The organism is Sinomicrobium pectinilyticum, from assembly GCF_003725735.1.
Lineage (GTDB): Bacteria > Bacteroidota > Bacteroidia > Flavobacteriales > Flavobacteriaceae > Sinomicrobium > Sinomicrobium pectinilyticum.
This window is the reverse complement of record NZ_RJTM01000011.1, coordinates 93,563-115,431: the sequence shown is the minus strand read 5'-3', so window position 1 is coordinate 115,431 and position 21,869 is coordinate 93,563. Positions and strand designations below refer to the sequence as shown.

Here is a 21,869-nt window from a genome sequence, read left to right as displayed (position 1 = left end):
AAAACCGCTATCTGTCAAAACATTAATTGTTCACCAGTTTCATTGCGCCTTCGGCATAGCGGTCACCAAGCACCTGTATATTGTCTGAAAGGTCCGTAACAGCCTTAAGTTCTTCTTCGGAGAAAGTCACATCCACTGCCGCGGCATTTTCTTCGAGGTACCTGACCTTTTTGGTGCCGGGGATCGGGATAATATCTTCTCCCTGGTGGAGCAACCAGGCAATGGCCAGTTGTGCCGGGGTACAGTTTTTACGCTCTGCTATTTCTCCCAGTTTATCTACCAGTTTTTTGTTATGCTTAAAGCTTTCTTCCTGAAACCGGGGTAGGTTTTTCCTGTAATCTTCTTCTCCTGCCGGGATATCTTTTAACGTTCCCGTGAGCATTCCTCTCCCCAGCGGGCTGTAGGGTACCAGGGTAATTCCCAGTTCCCGGCAAACGGGCAGGATTTCCTTTTCCAGGTCGCGTGTAAAGAGGGAATATTCGCTTTGCAATGCCGTAATGGGATGTTCGACAAAGGCTTTTTTCAGGGAAGCGGCAGAGGCCTCGGAAAGTCCCAGGTAGCGCACCTTACCTTCCTTAACCAGATCGGCCATGGCACCGACGGTTTCCTCTATGGGTACATTCGGGTCTACGCGATGGCTATAATAGAGATCTATAGTATCTGTTTTTAATCTCTTCAAACTGGCCTCACATGCTTGTTTAACATATTCCGGGCGTCCGTCAAAATAAGTTCCCGGTGTACCGCTGAACCCAGAACTGTTCTCTTTTTGACGAAAGCCGAATTTCGTTGCTATAAATATCTTATCCCGGTTCGGAACCAGTATTTCGGAGATAAGAGATTCGTTATGCCCCATACCATACATGTCTGCCGTATCCCAGAAGCTCACCCCGATATCCAGAGCGTGTTTCAGGGTATCCACAGACTGTTTATCATCTCTGGGGCCATAAGCAAAACTCATCCCCATACAACCAAGTCCAATAGCAGACAGTTTTTCTCCTGTTTTCCCAAGTGTTCTGTAATTCATGTTATTTGATTTAGATTTGTACCTCAAAGATATCCCGGAAAGAAGGCTGATCGATTGTCATATTCAAACCAAAAACTATAAAATTCAAACCATCCGGGCCGGGACACTCAAAAAATATCCGGATCGATACCGAATATCAACACTGTATATCAACACAATACAAACACAAAAGTATCAAACACTAAAAATCCGGCTTTTAACACCTATAGAAATAAAATCAACTTCTATATACTAATGCCTGGCCCGAAAACAAAAAACTTTCCGTTTTTTGCCGGAATCCCTACCTTAGCACAAATGCTGAACAACATGGAAAAACATCGATGCGGCTGGTGTGCGGGAGATCCGCTTTATGAAAAATACCACGATGAGGAATGGGGTGTTCCGGTATATGACGATGCTACCTTATTCGAATTCCTGGTCCTGGAAACTTTTCAGGCCGGACTGAGCTGGATAACCATTCTGCGCAAGCGGGAAAACTTCAGAAAGGCCCTGGACAATTTCGATTACCGGAAGATCGCGGATTACGAGGAAGACAAAATACTGGAACTCCTGGAAGACCGGGGCATCATACGCAACAAGCTGAAAATACGCGCTACCGTAAGCAATGCCCTTGCCTTTATAAAAGTACAGGAAGAATTTGGCAGTTTCAGCAGCTATATATGGGGGTTTACAGACGGAAAACCTATCCGGAACGAACTTTCCGACTATCGCCATGCGCCTGCCAACACCCCGCTCTCGGACAAGATCAGTAAAGATATGAAGAAACGGGGGTTTAAATTTGTGGGGACTACGGTAATCTATGCTCACATGCAGGCCACGGGAATGGTCAACGACCATGAGGTACATTGCTTCCGTTATCCCGAAGTGCAACAGCTGTAAAAAGGCATCAGTGATGGTGCCCGTTTTCTTCTTTTAATATTCGTATAAAAGCACCCCGCGATATTTCCCTTGCGCCCAGGCTGGCAAGATGTGAAGTATATACCTGGCAATCTATCAGCTTATAATTCTCCTTTTTCAGTTTTTCCGTCAGGGTAATAAAACCTGCCTTGGAGGCGTTACTTATTCTGGAAAACATGCTTTCTCCACAAAATACATTTCCCAGGTCCACACCATACAGTCCCCCTGCCAATGTATCTCCCTGCCATACTTCCACGGATTTTGCATGCCCCAGGGCATGTAAATGACAATATGCCTCTATCATGTCGTCGGTTATCCACGTATCGTCTTGTCCCATTCGTTTTATTTCCGCACATGCCCGGATAACGGAACGAAAATCCCGGTCAAAGGTTACCGTAAAAATCTCCCTGTCGAGTATTTTCCGCATACTTTTGGATATTTTCAATTCTTCCGGGAAGAGCACCATCCTCGGATCGGGGCTCCACCACAATATGGGACTGTCCTTGTCGAACCAGGGAAAGATTCCGTTCCGGTAGGCCAGCATGAGGCGTTCTGGAGAAAGGTCGCCGCCAATGGCAATGAAACCTTCCTTGGATGCCCGGGAAACCGGAGGAAAAGCCAGCGTTTTATCCAAGAAGAACATAACAAAATATTTCCAAAATGTTTTTACCCGCTAAAAAAATAAAAACATTTTTGATTTTACAAATTTTTTATTCATATTTGTCATGTCTTTGTGAGCATTTATTTTTCATCATTGCTTTTTGAGTTTGTCACAAAGGCAAAACCTAAAACCACAACATTAAGTCCCGATTCAACCTGTCGGGACTTTTTCTTTGTAAGCACCTATTGCAGGTTCGCAACTTACGGTATTTTCCCCGTAATTTTTTATCATACGTACCTGGGTCTTCGTATAAAAAACGAATCCCGGGCCTGTGAGCCCGGGACACCATTATTCTTGTATGCGGCTACGCCTGTTTAAAAAGGCAGGTCGTCGTGTTCTTCCTCGTTAAAATCATTGGCAGGCTCAAAAGCATCGGCCGGGGGTACCGGAGGCATCCCGGGAGAAGGCTGCTCTGCCTGTACGTTTTCTATACGCCATCCCTGGATAGAGTTGAAATATCTGGTTTCTCCCTGTGGGTTTACCCATTCTCTTCCTCTGAGGTTAATTCCTATTTTGACCTGTTGGCCCACCTGGAAACTATTGAGCAGATCACATTTATCCTGAACAAACTCTACCAGGATATGCTGGGGGTATTGTTCCTCTGTCGTTACAACTACCTCACGCTTCCTGAACCCGTTGCTACCATAAGATTTCGTTTCGTCAATAAGCTTGATTCTTCCTTGAACTTCCATAATTAAACTCTCTTTTATCGTTATTTCACCTGTATTTACGTATCTAATTACTTTTCATGAACGTGATGTTCTATATTTTCCCGCCGCTCGGCCAGCAAAAGCTTCCAGGCCGACTGAACGTCATTTTCTCTCAAATATTCCTGCGCTTTTTTGTGGATCTTATCCTCATCATCCGAGCTCAACAATCCTTTTATCTCCACGGAACCCTTCACAAAATCCTCTATCTCTTCTGTTGAAGGCAGTTGCTCAACATTTCCCAGCATCCCGAGGTCATTACCGGTAAGCACCCTGCTTTTCCGGATCATTTCCGGGACCTGGTCTATTCCGATACCCAGGGTCGCCAGAGGTTTGGGTATTTCAAAAAAACCATCCCTGGCCCTCGAATAATAATTTCCTCCCGCTCTTGCCACCAGGTCAATTTTATACTGGTCTATCTGCCCGTCCTCGTCCATCACTGCTTCATGGACATGCATTTTCAGCACTTCGCATATAATAAGGTTTCCGGCTCCTCCTTCTTTACCGAGCTCTACCACCTCTTTTACCCTGCACTCAAACTGTACGGGAGATTCGGCGACCCGGAACGGCTTTACCATATCGGAAGGAAGCATCGTAAGCCCGGCTTTTACAAATTCATTGACGCCTTCCGGATATTCGGTACTGGACAATGAAGCCTGCTGCACTATGTCATAATTCACCACATTGATCACCACTTCTTCCGTAGCCCTGGCATTTTTCAGGGTGTGTTTGGTGGTATTGTCCCGCACCCTCCTGCTCGGGGAAAAAATGAGGACCGGCGGATTGGAGCCGAATACGTTAAAAAAACTGAAAGGCGACAAATTAGGGTTCCCTTCCGCATCTACGGTACTGGCAAACGCTATAGGCCTGGGAGCCACCGCACCAAGTAGCAATCCGTGAAATTTTGCTGTGGGAACATCTTTGGGCTCTATGGAATACATACCTCGTTTTATAAAAACAAAAGTAATTAAACCTACAGATATATAAAATCTTTATACCACATAAACAATAAATTTGCGGCTTTTACTTTATATTTATTGAAGTTATCCGAATAGCCCATGACCTCCGTCAAACAAAAAAGCATAGCCAAATGGATCCTGATAAGTATGTCCGTATTAGTGGTTTCCCTCATTTTGTGGAACACCTATGCTTTTTTTCAGCGCTTTAAGGAAGAGGAACGTATTAAAATGCAGATATGGGCAGCAGCACAGGCCGAGCTTTTGCAGACCTCGGACCTGGATAAAGACCTGGGGGAACTTCCTCTGAAAGTCCTCACCAACAACTCCAGCACCCCCATGATACTGGTCAATGTAAACGGTATCATTACCCCCGGGAACATGAGCGAAAAGGTAATCAAGGACCCGGAAATGATTCAAAGGAAGATACGGGAATTTGCCAGGGAAAACGAGCCCCTCGAAATCAGCTATAAAAACGAGAAGCTCGCTACGCTGTACTACGGAAATTCGGACGTACTCACGAAACTCAAGTATTATCCCATAGCCCTTATCCTTATTATTCTGCTTTTTATTGCCGTGATCCTACTGTTCTACAGGACCTCAAAAATATCGGACCAGAACAGGCTATGGGCGGGAATGGCCAAGGAAACGGCTCACCAGATCGGTACACCACTATCTTCCCTGGTAGGATGGGCGGAAATCCTGAAAACCCAGGATACGGACCCCTCTATAATTGTCGAAATAGAAAAAGACATTACGCGGTTACAGACCATTACGGACCGTTTTTCCAAGATAGGATCTGTACCGGTACTTACGCCGCTGGATATTGTCGAGGAAACCAAAAGTGCTTTTGATTATTTAAAAGAGCGAAGCTCCAAACTTGTTTCGTTTGAGTTTATAGCCCCCGATCACCCCATCATGGTCAAAATAAATGCGCAATTATTCAGCTGGACCATAGAGAACCTGGTAAAGAATGCCATCGATGCCATGAAAGGCAAAGGAGATCTCCGGCTTGAAATAAAAAATTCGGGAAAGCATGTAAACCTATTGGTCACAGACACGGGGAAAGGTATCCCGAAAAATCTTTACAAATCTATTTTTTCACCGGGGTTCACCACAAAAAAAAGAGGATGGGGACTGGGATTATCCCTGGTACAACGTATCATAGAGGATTACCATGAAGGGAAGGTAAAAGTGTTGCACTCGGATATAGGTAAAGGAACAACCATGCAAATTACGCTAAAAGTCATTTTTTAACGTTAAATAAAAAGATCCAATCATAACAAACACTTAACAGGCCATGTCTTCAAGTGAAAAACTTATTCCTATCAGAGAAGCTTCTCTTTCGAATAACTGCCCCGAATGTTATACGGATTCCGGGCTTACGCTTACTTTTTATCAAAAGCATATAGAAAACCGATGGTTTAAAAAGGTTACCGGCGAAGTTTCCAGTACCCTTCGTTGCAATAAATGCAATTCGACCATTTATCCGGTAAAATGGACAGATGATATAGAGCGGGTTATGGACTATTATACCAAAACCGTCATCCCTAACAGGGCATCCTTCCGGTTATCCAGGTTGTCTGCTATCCTTATTCTGCTTTTGATAGTGATCGTAGCGGGAATTTTCGCCATACTCCACTACATGGGATACGGACAGGAGATCACAACTGCTCCCTGATCTTTGAGGCTATTGCTTCAAATTCCTCCCGGTCCATGGATACCTTATGCTGAAAGGTCATTTCCTTCATTTCGTTAAGGGGTATCAGGTGCACATGTACATGGGGCACTTCCAGGCCAACCACGGCCACACCTACACGCTTGCAGGAAACTGCTTTTTCCAGGGCCAGGGCCACCTTCCTGGAAAATGCCATGAGCCCCGTATATGCTTCCTCATCGAGGTCGAACAGTTTATCTGTTTCTTTTTTAGGAATACATAAGGTGTGCCCTTTTGCGTTCGGGTTGATATCCAGGAAAGCAAAATGATTTTCATCCTCCGCCACTTTATAACAGGGAATTTCCCCGTTAATGATCTTGGTAAATAGGGTTGCCATAGTAAAGTTTTTCTTTTTATTCCGGTTTATATGTTCTGTCCCGGAGACCGGAACATCGGTTATTCTCTATATTTACGACCTGCACCGGGGTTCATGTTCCGGTTGCGTTATGTGCTAAAAATAAAAAATCCTTTTCTGAACACATCAAAAAAGGATTTGTTTTTCTTCGGAAAAAGTTTAATCCCTGGTAATCTCAAGGACCTCTAACTTCAGAACGCCGTTAGGCACCTGGATCTCGGCAATATCTCCGGCCTTTTTCCCCAGAAGCCCTTTCCCTATGGGAGAACTTACTGATATTTTCCCGGTCTTGAGATCTGCTTCGCTCTCGGCCACCAGGGTGTATTTCATTTCCATACCGTTGTTAAGGTTCTTGATTTTAACCGTAGACAACACCAATACCTTGGAAGTATCCAGCTGAGATTCGTCTATAAGCCTGGCATTGGCCAGAACTTCTTCCATTTTAGAGATTTTCATTTCAAGCAGGCCCTGTGCCTCTTTTGCGGCATCGTATTCTGCATTCTCGGATAAATCCCCTTTATCTCTCGCATCCGCTATGGCCTGGGATGCCCTGGGTCTTTCCACGCTCTTAAGGTGGTCCAGCTCGTCCCTTAACTTCTTTAATCCTTCTGCCGTGTAATAAGATACGTTACTCATAACTTCATTGTTTAAATACAAAAAATCCCCTTCAGGAGAGGATTTAAGCAAATATACAAATTTTTAGATAATTTTAATTCTGTGCCTACAAACAATACTCAGATTGCCGGAACGTTTTATAGCATAAACTCTTTACCTTTACATCCGTATAGCAAAAACGACTAAAACCCGCATCCGTGAAAACAAAAATATTCGTAGCCGTTTCTCTTCTTTTACTGTTTATCTGTTCCTGTAGTGACAATTCGAGGGAAAGGAACCCCTATCTGCTGGAAACAGAATTCAGCTTTGACATCAATCTGAACCTTCCGTTGTACAACAGTCTGAATACCCCCGGAAATTCCGTATACATCGGTAATGAAGCCGTTGGGCTCAGAGGTATTTTTGTCATAAATACCGGTGGCGGTTTCTACGCCTGGGAAGCCAGTTGTCCGAACCACTCTCCCAACGATTGTTCTACCATGGAAATAAAAGGAGGTACCAATTGTATATGTCCCTGCGAAGACTACGAATACAACCTGTTTAACGGACAAATGCTGAACAGGCCGGACACGGAGGAAAGGACATATGACCTGTTGTTCTACCAGACCCAGGTACGCGGCAGTACCATAAGGGTCTACAATAATTAAAAAGGCTCTCCGCTCCGATGGTTATAATGTTGCCCGCACACCTTCGGATGCGGCAACAACGTGTTCCGGAAAGCCCGTTTGTTCCTTCGATATTATTACTAGAACTTCAGCGTTGCTCCCACTAGGAAGTTGATCCCGGCTTGCGGATAATAACCCGCCTCTTCTACTGTGGTTATACTTCCCGGATTAACCTGATCGCTGTCGTAGATATAAAAGAAACCGTTGGATTCATATTTGACGTCAAAAATATTGTTCACAAGGCCATTCAGAATAATCGATTTAAAGATGGTATTGGTTTTTATTTCGTACTGTACATTAAAATCATTCACAAAATAATCATCCAGTTTAGAGCTTTCGGCATCTATATTTCCCATATACTGCTCTCCGACATATTTGGAAAGAAAGGAAATCTGCAGATCGTCGACCGGTAGAAAAGTGAGTATGTTCCCGGCGATGATCTTCGGGGAAAATGCAATATTGGTATTTCCGAGATCGTGAAGTTCCCCGTCGCGACGGAAAACGAAATCGACATTCCTGTTATCACTCCAGGCTACGTTTGGCCTTAATACCCATTTATCGGACAGGAAAACGGTAGCATCGGCTTCCAGCCCCAGGCGATAACTGTCCCCGCTATTTTCCCGGATCGGTGCGCCTACATCGTTGAGTTCGCCGGTGAGCACCAACTGATCTTTATATCGCATATAATACGCATTAACATTGAGTTTGACCTTCCCTGACAAATACCGCCATCCAAGTTCGAAATCGTTCAGGTATTCCGGCCGGGGGTTCCCGTCTTCATAATCGTTCCTGTTGGGTTCCCGTCCTGCCCTGGCATAAGAGAAATAAAAATTGTGGAAAGGATTAAGGGTATAAGTCACACCTGCCTTCGGGTTAAAGAAATTGAACGAATCGTCAACCAAACCCGTATCTTCTCCGTTTGCCTCATACCGGATAGTCCTGTACTGCATATCTCCGAAAAGGCTCCAGTGTTCGTCCAGCCGGTAATTTGCTTTTGCAAAGACATTTAAATCCGTTTTCCTGGAAGTATCGTCGTAATACCTGTCGCGGATCTCGCTCTGAGAAGCATAACGTGCCCAGATAATCTCCCCGAAATGGTCTCCTTCGTATTTATTCCACGCCCCTCCGATAATAAGGTCTGTTTTATCCTCTTCATAATGTGCTGAAAACGTGGTTCCGTAAAAATCATTATCCAGCCACCGCCGGCGGATAAGATCCGTACGGTTTACAGTATCGTTCTCGGAAATAACGGGTGCCAGTCCGTATATGGAAAACGGATCATCTTCCCGGTATTGTTCAAAATACCCCCTTCCATAGGTATAATGGAATGCGAGGTTGGTACTCCAGTTTTCTGATAATTTCTGGTTCCAGTGCAACTGGGCATGGTCCTGTGCATAATCGTCCACCTCGTTATCGTAGAAGCGAATATTCCCCTGAGCATCTGTGTATCTCCCTGCGGAGTTGTATGTCCTGTTGGTCTCCAGGGTTTCGGCATCTACACCATTCCACGCCTGGTATGTGGTCTGGTGGCCCCCAAACACCAATGCCTTGATAAGTGTATTGTCGCTAACATAAGCCCCTTGCAGGAAATAGGACTTAAGATCGGAAGAAGCCCTGTCTATATAACCATCCGAACGTATTACGGAGAGACGTCCTGCCATTTCAAAATGGTCATTTAATTTCCCCGTACTGAACTTTACCGTATGTTTCCTGGTATTAAAACTTCCGTACGAATTCGATATCTCTCCGCTGGCTTCTTCGGAAACTGCGTCCGTAAGCAGGTTAAGACTGGCCCCAAAAGCTCCGGCGCCATTGGTAGAAGTGCCTACCCCGCGCTGTAATTGCAGATTTTCTACCGATGAAGCAAAATCCGGCATGTTAACCCAGAAGGTCCCATGCGATTCCGAATCGTTATACGGGATACCGTTGATCGTAACATTTACCCTGGTAGCATCGCTTCCCCTCACCCGGATACCGGTGTATCCTACTCCGGCGCCGGCATCGGTTGTAGTCACTACCGAAGGCAGATAATTCATCAGTACGGGAATATCCTGCCCCAGGTTCCGGGGGGCCATTTCCGTTTTATTCAGATTACTGAAAGTCACCGGGCTCTGGGCAGTAACCCTGACAGCCGAAACCAGAACCTCATCCAGTGACACCAGTTCGGACATTGCGGAATCCTTCTCTTTTTCTTCCTGTGCCCAGGCCTGTAACCCAAAGCCCATCAATAAGGCCAGGGTTAACAAACTTTGCGGACGGAACAGTTTTCCGTCTTTCGAAAATCCATACAACATATTCATTCGTAACAATTTTGCACGAATAAAAGGGGTCATTATTCCTCGGTTAAAAAATCGATTGTTTCCGGCCGGAGAGATCTTCTATATAATTTAAAAAATCCCCGTATGCCTTATGGCTTCCCGAAATCCGGAAATCTAAATTCCCGGACACCCGGCCCTCCCTAAACAGCATTACCTGTTCCAGGTTCTATGGGTATGATCTCAGCTTGCCTCCGCCGTGTCCTGTAGACCTTAAGGCGGAGTTTAAGCACCCCTTTTGAGATATTTAAGCTCCGCAAAATTACAAGGTAAAAATATATTTTCCATACTACAGCCTGATTTTTTTAATCGCCCTGTCTTTAAAAATCAATAACACATTTACATAAGTTTGGCAGGAACTTTGTACTTTGCTCCCGTATGCCGGGATTTCGCTCCCGTATTCCTATTTTTGTTTTATGAGCACCAAAAAAAGCACAATTACTTATAAGGTCCTTCTGAGTTATATTGCCCTGGCTATACTTATTATGGCCGTAGGCTGGTTTATGTATGCCGAGTTCCAGATATTCACAAAAAATCAGAACACCAACGCCTTTGAAAGCCAGAAGCTACTGATCACAAGTTCACTCATTGCACACCTCTACGAAACAGAAAGCATGGCTCGAATGACCTTACAATCGTCTTCCTCCGATGATTTTAATGCTTTTATGAACGAAACAGCCACTTTATTTGATGAGATCGATTCTCTAAAACCCCTTATAGACAATCAGAATCAGGTAGGGCAACTGGACAGTGTAAAACTCCTGCTGGATAAAAAAGTAGATAATATCCGGGAACTCCGGACTCTGAAAAGCAGGGATGAAACAGATGTTTCCCTGGAAAAGGCAATTGCCGAAATTGCACAGATAGAATCAACAGCAGATAAACTCCGGGTACAGGATTTTGTCAACCCCGACGAATTACAGGATTTCCAGAAAAATGCTATTCAGGACCTGGTAAACCTGCTAAACGAAAATATCCCGGAGGACTCAACTGATAATGAAAAACGCCAGAGAATTGCCGATTCTGTCCTTTCAGCATCTAAAGAACTCCTTAAAAATCTGAAAATAAAAACCATAAACATAAAAAGGTCTCTCACCGTTAAAGAAAATGAACTGTTACGCAATGACATTACCATCTCGCAACAATTGCGAGAAATCCTGTCTTCCTTCGAAGGGGATATTATCAATACCACCAACACACTTAACAGGCAGAGGGATTTGGCCTTAAAAAATACGATACGGATAATTACCATAGCAGCTGTCATAGGGTTATTGCTCACTATTTTCTTTTCCTACCTTATACTGAATGATTTCTGGAAAAGCCAGTCCTACAGGAAACAACTGGAAAAGGCCAAGAATACTACAGAACAACTCTTAAAGAGCCGGGAACAGCTTATCTATACCGTGGGCCATGATCTCAGAACCCCGCTCAGTACGATAATAGGGTATACGGACCTTCTGCACAATACGGAGATCAACCCAAAACAGGAACAATATGTATCCAGGGTCAGGAATGCATCCGAGTATGTAAGCAGCCTGGTAGATGACCTTCTGGATTACAACAAACTGGAGGCAGGCAAAATTAAGATAGAAAATACCTTGTTTTCACTGGAAAACATCATAACAGATACGGCAGAAGGTACCCGGGCGATATACCCCGCAAAGGCCATTGACCTCATCATAGAAATAGATGAACGCCTGAAACACCATCTCGTGGGCGATCCGTTCCGGATTAAACAAATCCTGACCAACCTCATCGGGAATGCCTATAAATTTACGGAAAAGGGACATATTCGCATCAAGGCCGGAGTACTGGAAAAATACAGTAACACATACCGCGTCCGGATCGACGTGGAAGACACGGGAATAGGGATACAAAAAGACAAACAGGAGATTATTTTTAATGAATTTACCCAGGCGGAAAGTGCCATAGAAAAAAAATACGGCGGAACCGGACTGGGACTCACCATTTCCAAAAAACTGGCAACACTTCTTAACGGCACTCTGGAACTGAGGAGTGCCGAAGGAAAAGGCAGTAATTTTACATTAAAAATACCTCTTCAGGTACCGGCTGAAGAAACAGAAAAAGTAACGCCGGCAAAGGCTGTTGCTCCAAACCTTCAAAAGAAGATAAAAGCTATCCTCGTAGATGATGACGAATCTGTCCTGAGCCTTACTTCCGAAGTCCTGAAACAACAATCGTGCAGGGTAAAAGGCTTTTCGAAAGCATCGGAGGCTCTCGATTATATAAAAGAAAATGACTTTGACATCATACTTACGGATATCCAGATGCCGGAAATGAACGGTTTCCTGTTCCTTGAGGCCCTTCACAACGACGAAAGCTTTCGCCATTCCGGCAAACCGGTAATTGCCATTACCGGAAGGGCGGACCTGAATACCGAAGAATATATAGAGGCAGGTTTTGCCGCTGTTATCCAAAAACCTTTTGCACCAGGTGCCCTCATCGAACTTATCTCCGCGCTTCTGGGAGAAAGCACTATGGACGCCGGGGATTTTCAAAACCCTGCCCGGCCGGAAGCGGAAGTCCATCTCCCTCCCGACAGTGCCGGATTGTACAACCTGGAAACACTGCGGAAACTATTGCAAAACGATGAAGAGGCATTAAAAGAAATTCTGCTGACCTTCATAGAAGCTACAGAAAAAAATATGGATACCCTCACTACTCAGTTCAGGAATAAGGATATAGAAGGGGTAAAAAATACGGCGCATAAAATGTTGTCCATGTTTAAACAAATAGAGGCCTGGGAAGTTGCCGAAATACTGGAGATCCTGGAAACCTACCGGCAGGACATCTCTGATGAAGAAGCGGAAACATACGCCAGGGAACTACAGGAAAAAATACCTGTCATACTCCGGGAATTACAAGAAGAAGCGGGGACAGCACAGCCATGACCCGTAAACAGAAAAAAACAGAAAACTAGAGTTCTATATTGTACAGCTTCAGTTTATTGTACAGGGTCTTGCGGTTCATCTTCAATAATTCCGCAGCTTTACTTTTGTTATTATTGGTTTCGCGAAGCGCATTGAGTATCATTTCCTTTTCGTTTTCGGTTTTAAAGAAACTATACTCCATTCTTTGGTTCTCCGGTTTGAAAATTTCCTGTGGAAGCGCATCTTCCTGAATATATTCGGAAGTGGTCAACAGGGTAGCGCGTTTTATCACATTCTGTAACTCACGGATATTTCCGGGCCAGCTGTAATTCTGAAATGCTTCGATCACTTCGGGAGAAAATCCCAGCACGTTTTTCCCCAGTTGCCTGTTTGCCAAATCCAGGAAATGGTCTATAAAAAGCATCAGATCGTCCCTTCTCTGGGACAGACTGGGAACATTAATAGAAAATTCATTCAGCCTGTGGTAGAGATCTTCCCGGAAATCTCCCTTGCGAACTGCTGCCTGGAGATCTTCATTAGTCGCAGTGATGAGCCTTATATCCACTTTTATCTCCTTACTGCTTCCTATCCTTTTGATCCTTCTTTCCTGTAACGCCCTTAGAAGCTGAATCTGGTTTTCGTAAGAAAGGTTTCCTACTTCGTCCAGGAAAATAGTTCCGCCGTTAGCCGCTTCGAAATGCCCTATTTTGTCATTCACCGCACCGGTAAACGATCCTTTGACATGCCCGAAGAATTCGCTGGCCGCAATCTCCTTCGGTATGGCCCCACAGTCTACTGCAATGAAATTTTTCCCGGACCTCGAACTCTTATTGTGAATAGCTTTGGCAACAACTTCCTTTCCTGTTCCGCTTTCGCCGATAATCAGAACGGACATGTCCGTAGGCCCCACAAGGTCTATGTACTGAGTGAGTTTTCTTGAGGCCGCACTGGCACCCGCAACAAACTTCTCGCCTGTATCCGGTTGCGGCATTTCTGTTTTTGCAGAAGGGGAAGGATACTTTTTCTCTACCGGGCTTTCTTTCGCTTCCCGCAGTGCTTTATTAATAATTAAAAGCACTTCATCCGGATTGAATGGTTTGGATATATAATCAAAAGCTCCCTTTTTCATAGCCTTGACAGCAGTATTTATATCTGCATAACCTGTCATGAGCACAACGGGGATCAGGGGATAATCCTGTTTTATTTCACTGAGCAGATCCAGTCCGTCATAATTAGGGAGACGTAAATCCGTAATAATGAGATCAAATGTTTTTTCTGCTATTTTACTTTTGGCCTCGGAGGCTGAAAAACTGGTGGAAATTTCGTGTCCGTTCTTGGTCAAAAATTTTTCCAGCACCTTGCAAAAGGCCACATCATCTTCTATAATAAGGATATCGGGCATCAAGTATTTAAATTAAGTAATCTAACATCAGGATATTGCAGCCTTAAAGATACATTTTATATCCGTACCGGTAAAGCCCGCAAGTTTTTGGTAAATTTCTGGTCAAACCCGCTGTTTCACAAAAGTAAACACTTCAAACCATTTCGTCCGTTAAAAAAATAAAAAAAAGAGACCGCCTCCGCGATCTCTTTTACTAACCAACCTAATCTTGGACACAAAATCACTTCTGTATCCACTCACCGTTTTTATTAGCATTAACTGCCGTTCTTTTTTGCATAACAATCATTCCCGTTATTTATGGTACCGGTCACCTTTTTTATTCTTCCGAATTCATTTTGCTTTGTCTGCATTTGGTAGTGGTCTATTGTACCGTATTCTGATTTATATAATGAAATTATAGTGCCATTCCTGAATTTCATTGCGCCCTAATTACAAAATACTGACAAATAACACATTACCATTAACGCACAAATATGCGGTTTTACGAAGTGTGTAACCCATTATGTGTAAAGCCGGGGCTAATGTGTAATTTTTATACAAAACAAGCGGTCAGCTCAGTTTCCGCAAGGGTTCCCGCCTCCTATAAATATAGCACGACAACCTGAAAATTAACAGGAGATAACCCGCGGACCAATCACCAAAGCACACCATATTTTTCCGAATATTTCCGCCAACACACCGATCAACTCCATACCTAAGAATAAAAAAGACTTTTCATCCCTAAACTGTTAAGAAAGGGAATGATCTCAATGACCATCCCTTTTATTAATCTTCCAAATTCTTTTTTTGGCCGGCCTGTTATCTTTTTGAAGAAGGTTGCTGTTATCGTATTCCTGTCAGAAAAGGGGAATTTATACCAGAGTAGAGTGTTTATAATAAAAAAAGAAAGGCCGCCTGTAGGAGACCTTTCTTTTAGCTAAATCAAGTGTATATAATAGAGGGGACTTATCCTATTTCTGAATCCATTCTCCATCTTCGCTTGCGTACAATACGGCAGCAGTACCGTCAACGGTAATGTCCAGTTTGTACTCCTTGTCTTCATTCACAGCGGCTTTGTCTAAAGTTGCATTAGGGAAATCTGCAGCCAAAGCATCTTTTACAGCCTGAGGCACATCATCTGCAGATACCTCTGTGTATTCTTCCTGAAGAACCACATCCATTATTCCATCGTGAAGCATCGGGGTGGTAGCAGAAATTGCAGTGAAACTTCCTAACGCTAATACTGAAGCAAAAACTAATTTTTTCATAACACTAAGTTTTAAGATTATACTTGTTTTTCAATTCTTATGTTTTGTATTATGAAATTATAGTGCCCTTTTGATGAGTATATATCAAAATTTTAATAAACCGTTGTTTATTAGATACTTGTGGTTTTCACTGACCGTTATAAAAGTCCGGAGGGTGTGTAGAATCCCGTGAAAACCTATACAACAGTGTGTAACGATTACACAATTTTCACTTCAAAACAACCTGATATTAAACCCTTTACACATTAAAAAAATCCCGTGACTTCTTTCCTTGACCGGAAAGCTGCTCCACGGGATGTGTTTTTGTTACGGGCTTACGGTGATGAAAAAAACTATCCTTTTTCCTTCACCTGATGGGCCGGTTTCAACAGATCGTTCACTGTTTTTACCGGGTTAAAGGTAATCAGCGGGACTTCCACGAAAACTGTGTTCCAGAAAGCCATACCGCCATTCCATAGGCCGGGGCGTTCCAACGCCTTTAATTCCTTTCCTTCTTTGGTCTTGGAAGTAATAAAGGCCTGTTTCGGATCTACGAAGTCCGGAAGGTGGTATTTCTCCCCTTTATAGTTCCTTATTCCGCATACAATATCTACGGGATTAAAATGAGTGGCCCTATTGAGTATCTTGATTTGTCGTTTGTTGTTCTTATCTATCTGTGCAGACTCTATGATCTGCAGGGAAATTCTCCCGTTTTCATCTTTTACCCAAAAAGGGCCTCCTCCGGGATCTCCCTCGTTCTTTACCATACCGCATACCCTTAAGGGCCTGTTCAGTTTCTCCTTAAGGTGCTCTATCTGGTATTTCCTGGTGTATTTATGAAAATCCGGGGCAGTTAATGTATTCAACTTTTCGTGCAGGAAAGATTTTATCTCGTCGATCTGTTCCGCTTTTACTTCTTCCTCGTCCAGCATCCTGGCATAAGAAAATACCTTATCACGGTATTTTAATAATATTCCTGCCAGCATCTTTTTATAATCGGCCATCTCCTGCTTATACCTGTACACTACCACATTATCTATGTTCTTAATAAAGATAACATCCGCATCCTGGTCGTTCAGGTTTTCTATAAGGGCCCCGTGCCCCGCCGGCCGGAACAGTAACGAGCCATCATCATTCCGGAAAGGCTTATCTTCGGGAGTAACAGCAATAGTATCGGTAGATTTCTTCTGGAAAGAAAAGGAAATCGTAAAAGAGGCCCCGCTCTTTTCTTCCACATTACTCTCTATACTATTAAACTCCGCATCAAATTTACGGGCATGTTTTTCCGAAATGGTAAAATGGAGGTTTGCCACGCCATTGGAGACATCGTACAATGCCGCTTCATATAGATGTTCTTCGAAAGCCGTAGCGCTATATGTTTTATATTTATGGAAGGGCAGAAGCCCTTTGGGGAAGGCCCCAAAATTGAACCCGTCTTCGGACAGCATTTCCTTAACAAAAAGATATTTCTGTCTGTCATCCGGCAAACGATCAAAACCCGGGTCCTTATCCCTGAGGCTTTGCATAACCTGGTCGTAAAAAGGGAGTTTTTCCACGCCGACGAAAAAAGTCTGCATGTCCTGTGCCTTTTCACGGTTCACATAGGTGTTAAAAGTATCCTTTTCCGGGTTAAAGCTTTCCAGGAAACGGAATAAGGCCCGGAACATACGGGTGGCCGCACCCGAAGCGGGAACAAACTTCATGACATCCAGGGAATCCTTTTTTTCGTCATAAAGAGAGATAAAACGTTGTTTGTCTTCTTCGGAAACAGCTATTATTCCATTATTTACTGTGGCAGATTCCAATAAATTGACAAAGGGCACCCCTTCTTTAAAAATCTTTATTTGCTGCATTACCTGTTCTACGGTTATCCCTTTTTCCCGAAGTAGTTGCTGATCTTTTTCAGTAAACATGCTTTTTTTGTTTTGGGTAGATTATTTTTTACTTGTAAGATTTTCTATATGGGCAATCGCCTCCCGAAATCGTTCTTCTTTATTTCCTTTAAGGATGACATAAGGCTTGCGGTATTTTTTGAGCGTATTTTCAAAATACCGGAATATCGGCTCCCGCTCGCCCGGTTTGTCTCTCAAATCATCCTCTTCCCAGGGAACGTCAATATACGTCAAAAAGTATAAATCGTACTTATTACGTAAGGCAAATTTCTCCAGAACCGGATCGCATTCACCATAGTAGATCTCGGAATATACTTTCAGCTCCAATAAATTCGTATCGCAAAATAAGAGAGAATCCGCAAGTGCCGTTTTTTCGTTTTCCAGGCCCATCTGCCCTTCGGCAATAGGCAGCATATCTTCCGGTTCACAGATTTTCCGTTCCCTATTCCATTTCTCCTGGAGGTACTCCCGCATGTATTCGGGCACCCATAGCGTATTGTAATGGGCGGCAAGTTGCCGGGACAGTGTGGTCTTCCCGGTAGATTCCGGACCGAACAATACTATCTTAATAAGGTCTCCGGGCTTTTGTTTAAGTTTTTCTTCCATGCTAAATATCCGAATATAGCTATTACGGTGAAAACAGCGTACTGCAGTGACGTAAAGACAAGCCCTTTATACATATACAGCGGTACGGAAATAAGATCTCCTATGATCCAATAGGTCCAGTTTTCCAGTTTCTTTCGCGCCATGAGCCACATTCCTACAAAGAAAATAGCCGTGGTAAGAGTATCGGCATAAGCCGTCCAGCTATCCCAGCGATCAAAAGCTTTATATACCCCGAATACGAACCCTATGGTCAACACGAAAAGGATTACGGACCATATTTTTTCTTTAGAGGTGGTTCTCGTAACCGGCATAAAATGCGTAGCATCGACCTTTCGGGTCCAGAAATACCAGCCATAGATACTCATGGAAAAATAATACCCGTTGATAAGCATATCTCCCAACAGGCCATAAACCCACAGGATATATACATAAATGGCCGTACTTATGATCCCCGTAGGGTAGACCAGGATATTTTCCCTCTTCGAATAAAGTACACTCAGGAGACCGAAGACCATGGCAATGACCTCCAGTACGATCAGGTGTAACGGAACATCCTCATACTGGGCAAAAGCCCAATCAAAAATGTGGTTCATAATCGCTGCGGTCCGATTTTACGATCTTCATGTACAACAGCCCCCGCTCTACCAGTTCAAAAGCTTCTTTTATTTCCGTGGTCAGCAGGGCCATCACCTTGTCATAATCGCCATATACCTGTGTACTCAGCGGGTTTTCCAATACCGTCAGCCCGGAAGCCCGAAGTTTTTTAATGAAATGAACAATCGCATCTTCGTATTCGTCCTGTAGCGGAGTTAATGTAAGTTCTACCGAGATTTTCATATTATTAATACCGTTTTTATAAATGATTAATTATTTGGTGTGATGAGCGGTGGCTACCTTGAAATGATCGATCTATTTCCGTTATAATTCCCTCAGGGCATAAGCACAACTGAAACCTTCAAATTCCAGAAAAGGCACGCGGTATTTTCTCACCTGTTCTTCGTAATGTATCCATGCAACGGTTTCTCCTTCTTCCAAAACGAACGGAATAACCTTGGTATGATCTTTAAAACTCATTCCCCGAACCGCAAAAACCTTGTACAGACTCTCTTTGGCACACCAGATAACAGTAAGTTTCCGCACCAGTTCCTTATCGTTGAGATAGCTGAACTCATAATCTACGAACTTATCGGCTATAATCGTAATTTTTTCCCGTTGTTTCTCAATATCGATACCTACGGGGAAGTCGCTGATAATTACCGCCGAAAATTCAAAGGAATGCGTAATGGAAATATGTTTACCATCCTTGAGATGTGGTTTTCCGTTTTCATCATAAAACAAGGCTTCCGCTTCATAGCCCGCTTCTTTCAGCAATTGCCGGACACTTAAAAAGCCCCTGCGATGAATATCGGATTTCATGGAATGTACCCGTTGCAGGCATCTTTGTGTTGGATTTATATTCTGCAGAAGTTTTTCGTAGCTTTCTTCAATTTTCCAGATCCGTATGGTAGTATTCGCGTTTACCGCTATGGTTTTATACAGAGGCATATAAAGGTTTCCGTTCTGAAAGCCCCTCCGGGCATTTGACAATACAAGCTGAAGTTGGCAAAACCGAACTATATAGCTGCTATATTTTACTTAGATAAAGTTATTGCGTAACTTTGTCCCCTCTTTTCCTTTTTTCTGGAAAGGAGACGATAAACCGCTCAAAAAACAAATATACGATTATGAATACAAAAACGGCGCCCTACGTAGCATATAAAGTGAAAGATATTTCACTGGCCGACTGGGGAAGAAAGGAAATAGAACTGGCGGAAGCCGAGATGCCCGGCCTGATGTCGCTCCGTGAGGAATATGGTAAAGAGCAGCCTCTCAAAGGGGCACGTATTGCAGGTTGTCTGCACATGACCGTACAGACTGCCGTGCTCATAGAAACCCTCGTTGCCCTCGGCGCAGAGGTTACCTGGAGCTCCTGTAATATTTTCTCCACACAGGACCATGCCGCCGCGGCCATTGCCGCTGCAGGAATACCGGTTTATGCCTGGAAAGGCATGAATGAAGAGGAATTCGACTGGTGTATCGAGCAAACGCTGTTTTTCGGAGAAGACCGCAAACCTTTAAACCTGATACTGGACGATGGCGGAGATCTTACCAATATGGTACTGGACCGCTACCCGGACCTGGTTCCCGGGATCAAAGGACTTTCGGAAGAAACTACTACAGGGGTTCACCGTCTTTACGAAAGAATGAAGAACGGTACCCTGCCCCTTCCCGCAATCAATGTTAATGACTCGGTAACCAAATCCAAATTCGATAACAAATACGGCTGCCGGGAAAGTGCCGTAGATGCTATCCGAAGGGCCACCGATGTGATGCTTGCCGGAAAACGCGTTGTAGTTTGCGGCTACGGAGATGTAGGTAAAGGGACTGCAGCTTCTTTCCGCGGAGCCGGAGCTATTGTTACGGTAACCGAAATAGACCCCATCTGTGCCCTACAGGCTGCCATGGACGGCTACGAGGTAAAAAGACTGGAAACGGTAGTAGGCAAAGCCGATATCATTATTACCACAACAGGGAACAAAGATATTGTGGCAGGTCGTCATTTCGAGCAAATGAAGGATAAAACTATTGTATGTAATATCGGTCATTTTGACAATGAGATCGATGTGGCCTGGCTGAATAAAAACCACGGGGCTTCCAAAGTGAATATCAAACCCCAGGTAGATAAATATACCGTAAACGGCAACGATATCATCCTGCTGGCCGAAGGGCGACTTGTAAACCTCGGATGTGCTACCGGGCACCCGAGTTTTGTGATGAGCAACTCATTCACCAACCAGACCCTGGCACAGATAGAATTGTGGAAAAACGAAGATCAGTACGAGAATAAAGTATATACACTGCCCAAACATCTCGATGAAAAAGTGGCCAGGCTCCACCTGGAAAAAATAGGCGTGGAACTGGAAACCCTGAACGAGGAACAGGCAAAATATATCGGAGTTACCGTAGAAGGTCCGTATAAACCGGATTACTACAGGTACTAAACCATATTCCCGCACATAAATTACATAAGGCTGTTTCAAAACAATTTTGAAACAGCCTTAAATTTTACCTCTCGTTTTTACGGAGAAAAACCCCGTATTCTTTAATTTAGCATAAAACAATTTCATGAAGATCATTTCCTATAATGTAAACGGCATAAGAGCAGCACTGGCCAAAGGCTTTCTGGAGTGGCTGCAAAGTGCCGATCCTGATGTAATTTGTATCCAGGAAACCAAGGCAAGAACGGACCAGCTTGACCTTTCCCTTTTTGAAAAGGCCGGTTATCCTTATCACTACTGGTTCAGCGCCGAGAAAAAAGGATACAGCGGAGTGGCCATTCTGTCCAAAATACAACCGGACCATGTGGAGTTCGGAACGGGGATAGATTATATGGATGCCGAGGGACGAAACATCCGTGCCGATTTCAATGGTATTTCGGTTATGAGCCTTTACCTCCCTTCCGGTACAAATATCCAGAGACTGGATCATAAATTACAGTATATGGCCGATTTTCAGGAATATATAAACCGGTTGAAGCTGGAAAAACCCAACCTGGTAATTTCAGGAGATTACAATATCTGTCATCGTGCCATAGATATCCACGACCCGGTGCGCAATGCCAATGTATCCGGTTTTCTCCCCGTAGAAAGGGGCTGGATCGACAATTTTATTAACAGCGGGTTCATTGACAGTTTCCGGCACTTTAACCAGGAACCGCACAACTATTCGTGGTGGAGTTACCGCGCCAATGCCCGTAACAATAATAAAGGGTGGCGCATCGATTACAATATGGTAAGCAAGCCCCTGCAAGAAAACCTGCAAAGGGCCGTTATATTACCAGAGGCAAAGCACAGTGACCATTGCCCTATACTGGTAGAATTAAACATATAAAAAACTGTAA

Annotated in this window: 21 protein-coding genes; 7 read left to right on the top strand and 14 right to left on the bottom strand. The window is 43.8% G+C overall.

From position 1 onward, the window contains the following. Positions 1 to 22: 22 nt before the first annotated feature. Positions 23 to 1,024, bottom strand: coding sequence for an aldo/keto reductase (locus tag ED312_RS02470; RefSeq protein ID WP_123214417.1), 1,002 nt, complete (start codon positions 1,022 to 1,024; stop codon positions 23 to 25). Between the two features lie 306 nt (positions 1,025 to 1,330). Here ED312_RS02470 and ED312_RS02460 point away from each other — a divergent pair, with 306 nt between their 5' ends. Next, positions 1,331 to 1,903 (top strand): DNA-3-methyladenine glycosylase I, encoded by a 573-nt coding sequence (locus ED312_RS02460; RefSeq protein ID WP_123214447.1) that lies wholly within the window; start codon positions 1,331 to 1,333, stop codon positions 1,901 to 1,903. 7 nt (positions 1,904 to 1,910) lie between these two features. Here the strand turns inward: ED312_RS02460 and aat are convergent, their stop codons facing one another. From aat to ED312_RS02445, 3 genes are all read right to left on the bottom strand, one after another. Beyond that, positions 1,911 to 2,564, bottom strand: a complete 654-nt coding sequence (gene aat / locus ED312_RS02455) for a leucyl/phenylalanyl-tRNA--protein transferase (protein ID WP_123214415.1) — start codon at positions 2,562 to 2,564, stop codon at positions 1,911 to 1,913. 332 nt (positions 2,565 to 2,896) lie between these two features. Further along, positions 2,897 to 3,274: a DUF3127 domain-containing protein gene (locus ED312_RS02450; protein WP_123214414.1), complete on the bottom strand. Its 378-nt coding sequence runs from the start codon at positions 3,272 to 3,274 to the stop codon at positions 2,897 to 2,899. A gap of 47 nt (positions 3,275 to 3,321) precedes the next feature. Further along, positions 3,322 to 4,230 (bottom strand): flavin reductase family protein, encoded by a 909-nt coding sequence (locus ED312_RS02445; RefSeq protein ID WP_123214413.1) that lies wholly within the window; start codon positions 4,228 to 4,230, stop codon positions 3,322 to 3,324. A 117-nt stretch (positions 4,231 to 4,347) separates the two neighbouring features. Between ED312_RS02445 and ED312_RS02440 the strand changes: the two genes are divergently transcribed. Continuing rightward, positions 4,348 to 5,502 carry a sensor histidine kinase gene (locus ED312_RS02440; protein WP_123214412.1) on the top strand — a complete coding sequence of 385 codons (1,155 nt, stop codon included), beginning with the start codon at positions 4,348 to 4,350 and terminating at the stop codon, positions 5,500 to 5,502. A gap of 43 nt (positions 5,503 to 5,545) precedes the next feature. Beyond that, a complete protein-coding gene (locus tag ED312_RS02435) occupies positions 5,546 to 5,926 on the top strand; it encodes a hypothetical protein (protein ID WP_123214411.1) in 381 nt (126 codons plus the stop codon). Here the strand turns inward: ED312_RS02435 and ED312_RS02430 are convergent. Both ED312_RS02430 and greA read right to left on the bottom strand, forming a co-directional pair. Next, positions 5,910 to 6,299 carry an HIT family protein gene (locus tag ED312_RS02430; protein WP_123214410.1) on the bottom strand — a complete coding sequence of 130 codons (390 nt, stop codon included), beginning with the start codon at positions 6,297 to 6,299 and terminating at the stop codon, positions 5,910 to 5,912. The genes ED312_RS02435 and ED312_RS02430 overlap by 17 nt on opposite strands. Positions 6,300 to 6,476: 177 nt before the next feature. Then, a complete protein-coding gene (gene greA, locus ED312_RS02425; RefSeq protein ID WP_123214446.1) occupies positions 6,477 to 6,953 on the bottom strand; it encodes a transcription elongation factor GreA in 477 nt (158 codons plus the stop codon). Positions 6,954 to 7,129: 176 nt separating this feature from the next. Here greA and ED312_RS02420 point away from each other — a divergent pair, with 176 nt between their 5' ends. Continuing rightward, the gene (locus tag ED312_RS02420) at positions 7,130 to 7,579 is read left to right on the top strand and encodes a Rieske (2Fe-2S) protein (protein ID WP_123214409.1); all 450 of its coding nucleotides are present in this window, start codon (positions 7,130 to 7,132) and stop codon (positions 7,577 to 7,579) included. Between the two features lie 98 nt (positions 7,580 to 7,677). On the opposite strand, the gene ED312_RS02415 is transcribed toward ED312_RS02420, so the two are convergent. After that, the gene (locus ED312_RS02415) at positions 7,678 to 9,897 is read right to left on the bottom strand and encodes a TonB-dependent receptor (RefSeq protein ID WP_123214408.1); all 2,220 of its coding nucleotides are present in this window, start codon (positions 9,895 to 9,897) and stop codon (positions 7,678 to 7,680) included. 431 nt (positions 9,898 to 10,328) lie between these two features. On the opposite strand from ED312_RS02415, the gene ED312_RS02410 reads away from it, so the two are divergent. Further along, positions 10,329 to 12,824 (top strand): ATP-binding protein, encoded by a 2,496-nt coding sequence (locus tag ED312_RS02410; RefSeq protein ID WP_148044200.1) that lies wholly within the window; start codon positions 10,329 to 10,331, stop codon positions 12,822 to 12,824. 25 nt (positions 12,825 to 12,849) lie between these two features. Here the strand turns inward: ED312_RS02410 and ED312_RS02405 are convergent, their stop codons facing one another. The 7 genes from ED312_RS02405 to ED312_RS02375 form a co-directional block, all read right to left on the bottom strand. Then, a complete protein-coding gene (locus ED312_RS02405; protein WP_123214405.1) occupies positions 12,850 to 14,205 on the bottom strand; it encodes a sigma-54-dependent transcriptional regulator in 1,356 nt (451 codons plus the stop codon). A 950-nt stretch (positions 14,206 to 15,155) separates the two neighbouring features. Then, positions 15,156 to 15,452 (bottom strand): hypothetical protein, encoded by a 297-nt coding sequence (locus tag ED312_RS02400; protein ID WP_123214404.1) that lies wholly within the window; start codon positions 15,450 to 15,452, stop codon positions 15,156 to 15,158. Positions 15,453 to 15,784: 332 nt separating this feature from the next. Continuing rightward, positions 15,785 to 17,344 (bottom strand): DUF4301 family protein, encoded by a 1,560-nt coding sequence (locus ED312_RS02395; protein ID WP_123214403.1) that lies wholly within the window; start codon positions 17,342 to 17,344, stop codon positions 15,785 to 15,787. A 21-nt stretch (positions 17,345 to 17,365) separates the two neighbouring features. After that, entirely contained in the window at positions 17,366 to 17,929 is a 564-nt protein-coding gene (locus tag ED312_RS02390) for an AAA family ATPase (protein ID WP_123214402.1), read from the bottom strand. Next, positions 17,884 to 18,522 carry a nicotinamide riboside transporter PnuC gene (gene pnuC / locus ED312_RS02385; RefSeq protein WP_123214401.1) on the bottom strand — a complete coding sequence of 213 codons (639 nt, stop codon included), beginning with the start codon at positions 18,520 to 18,522 and terminating at the stop codon, positions 17,884 to 17,886. The genes ED312_RS02390 and pnuC overlap by 46 nt, the downstream gene beginning before the upstream one ends. After that, positions 18,506 to 18,766 carry a thiamine-binding protein gene (locus tag ED312_RS02380; protein WP_123214400.1) on the bottom strand — a complete coding sequence of 87 codons (261 nt, stop codon included), beginning with the start codon at positions 18,764 to 18,766 and terminating at the stop codon, positions 18,506 to 18,508. Before ED312_RS02380 ends, pnuC begins: the two co-directional genes overlap by 17 nt. Before the next feature lie 81 nt (positions 18,767 to 18,847). Beyond that, on the bottom strand, positions 18,848 to 19,474 hold the full coding sequence (locus tag ED312_RS02375; RefSeq protein WP_123214399.1) for a 4'-phosphopantetheinyl transferase family protein: 627 nt from the start codon (positions 19,472 to 19,474) through the stop codon (positions 18,848 to 18,850). Between the two features lie 179 nt (positions 19,475 to 19,653). On the opposite strand from ED312_RS02375, the gene ahcY reads away from it, so the two are divergent. Both ahcY and ED312_RS02365 read left to right on the top strand, forming a co-directional pair. Beyond that, a complete protein-coding gene (gene ahcY, locus ED312_RS02370) occupies positions 19,654 to 20,970 on the top strand; it encodes an adenosylhomocysteinase (RefSeq protein WP_123214398.1) in 1,317 nt (438 codons plus the stop codon). A gap of 124 nt (positions 20,971 to 21,094) precedes the next feature. Next, complete coding sequence (locus tag ED312_RS02365) at positions 21,095 to 21,859, top strand: exodeoxyribonuclease III (RefSeq protein ID WP_123214397.1); 765 nt, start codon at positions 21,095 to 21,097, stop codon at positions 21,857 to 21,859. Positions 21,860 to 21,869 lie beyond the last annotated feature (10 nt).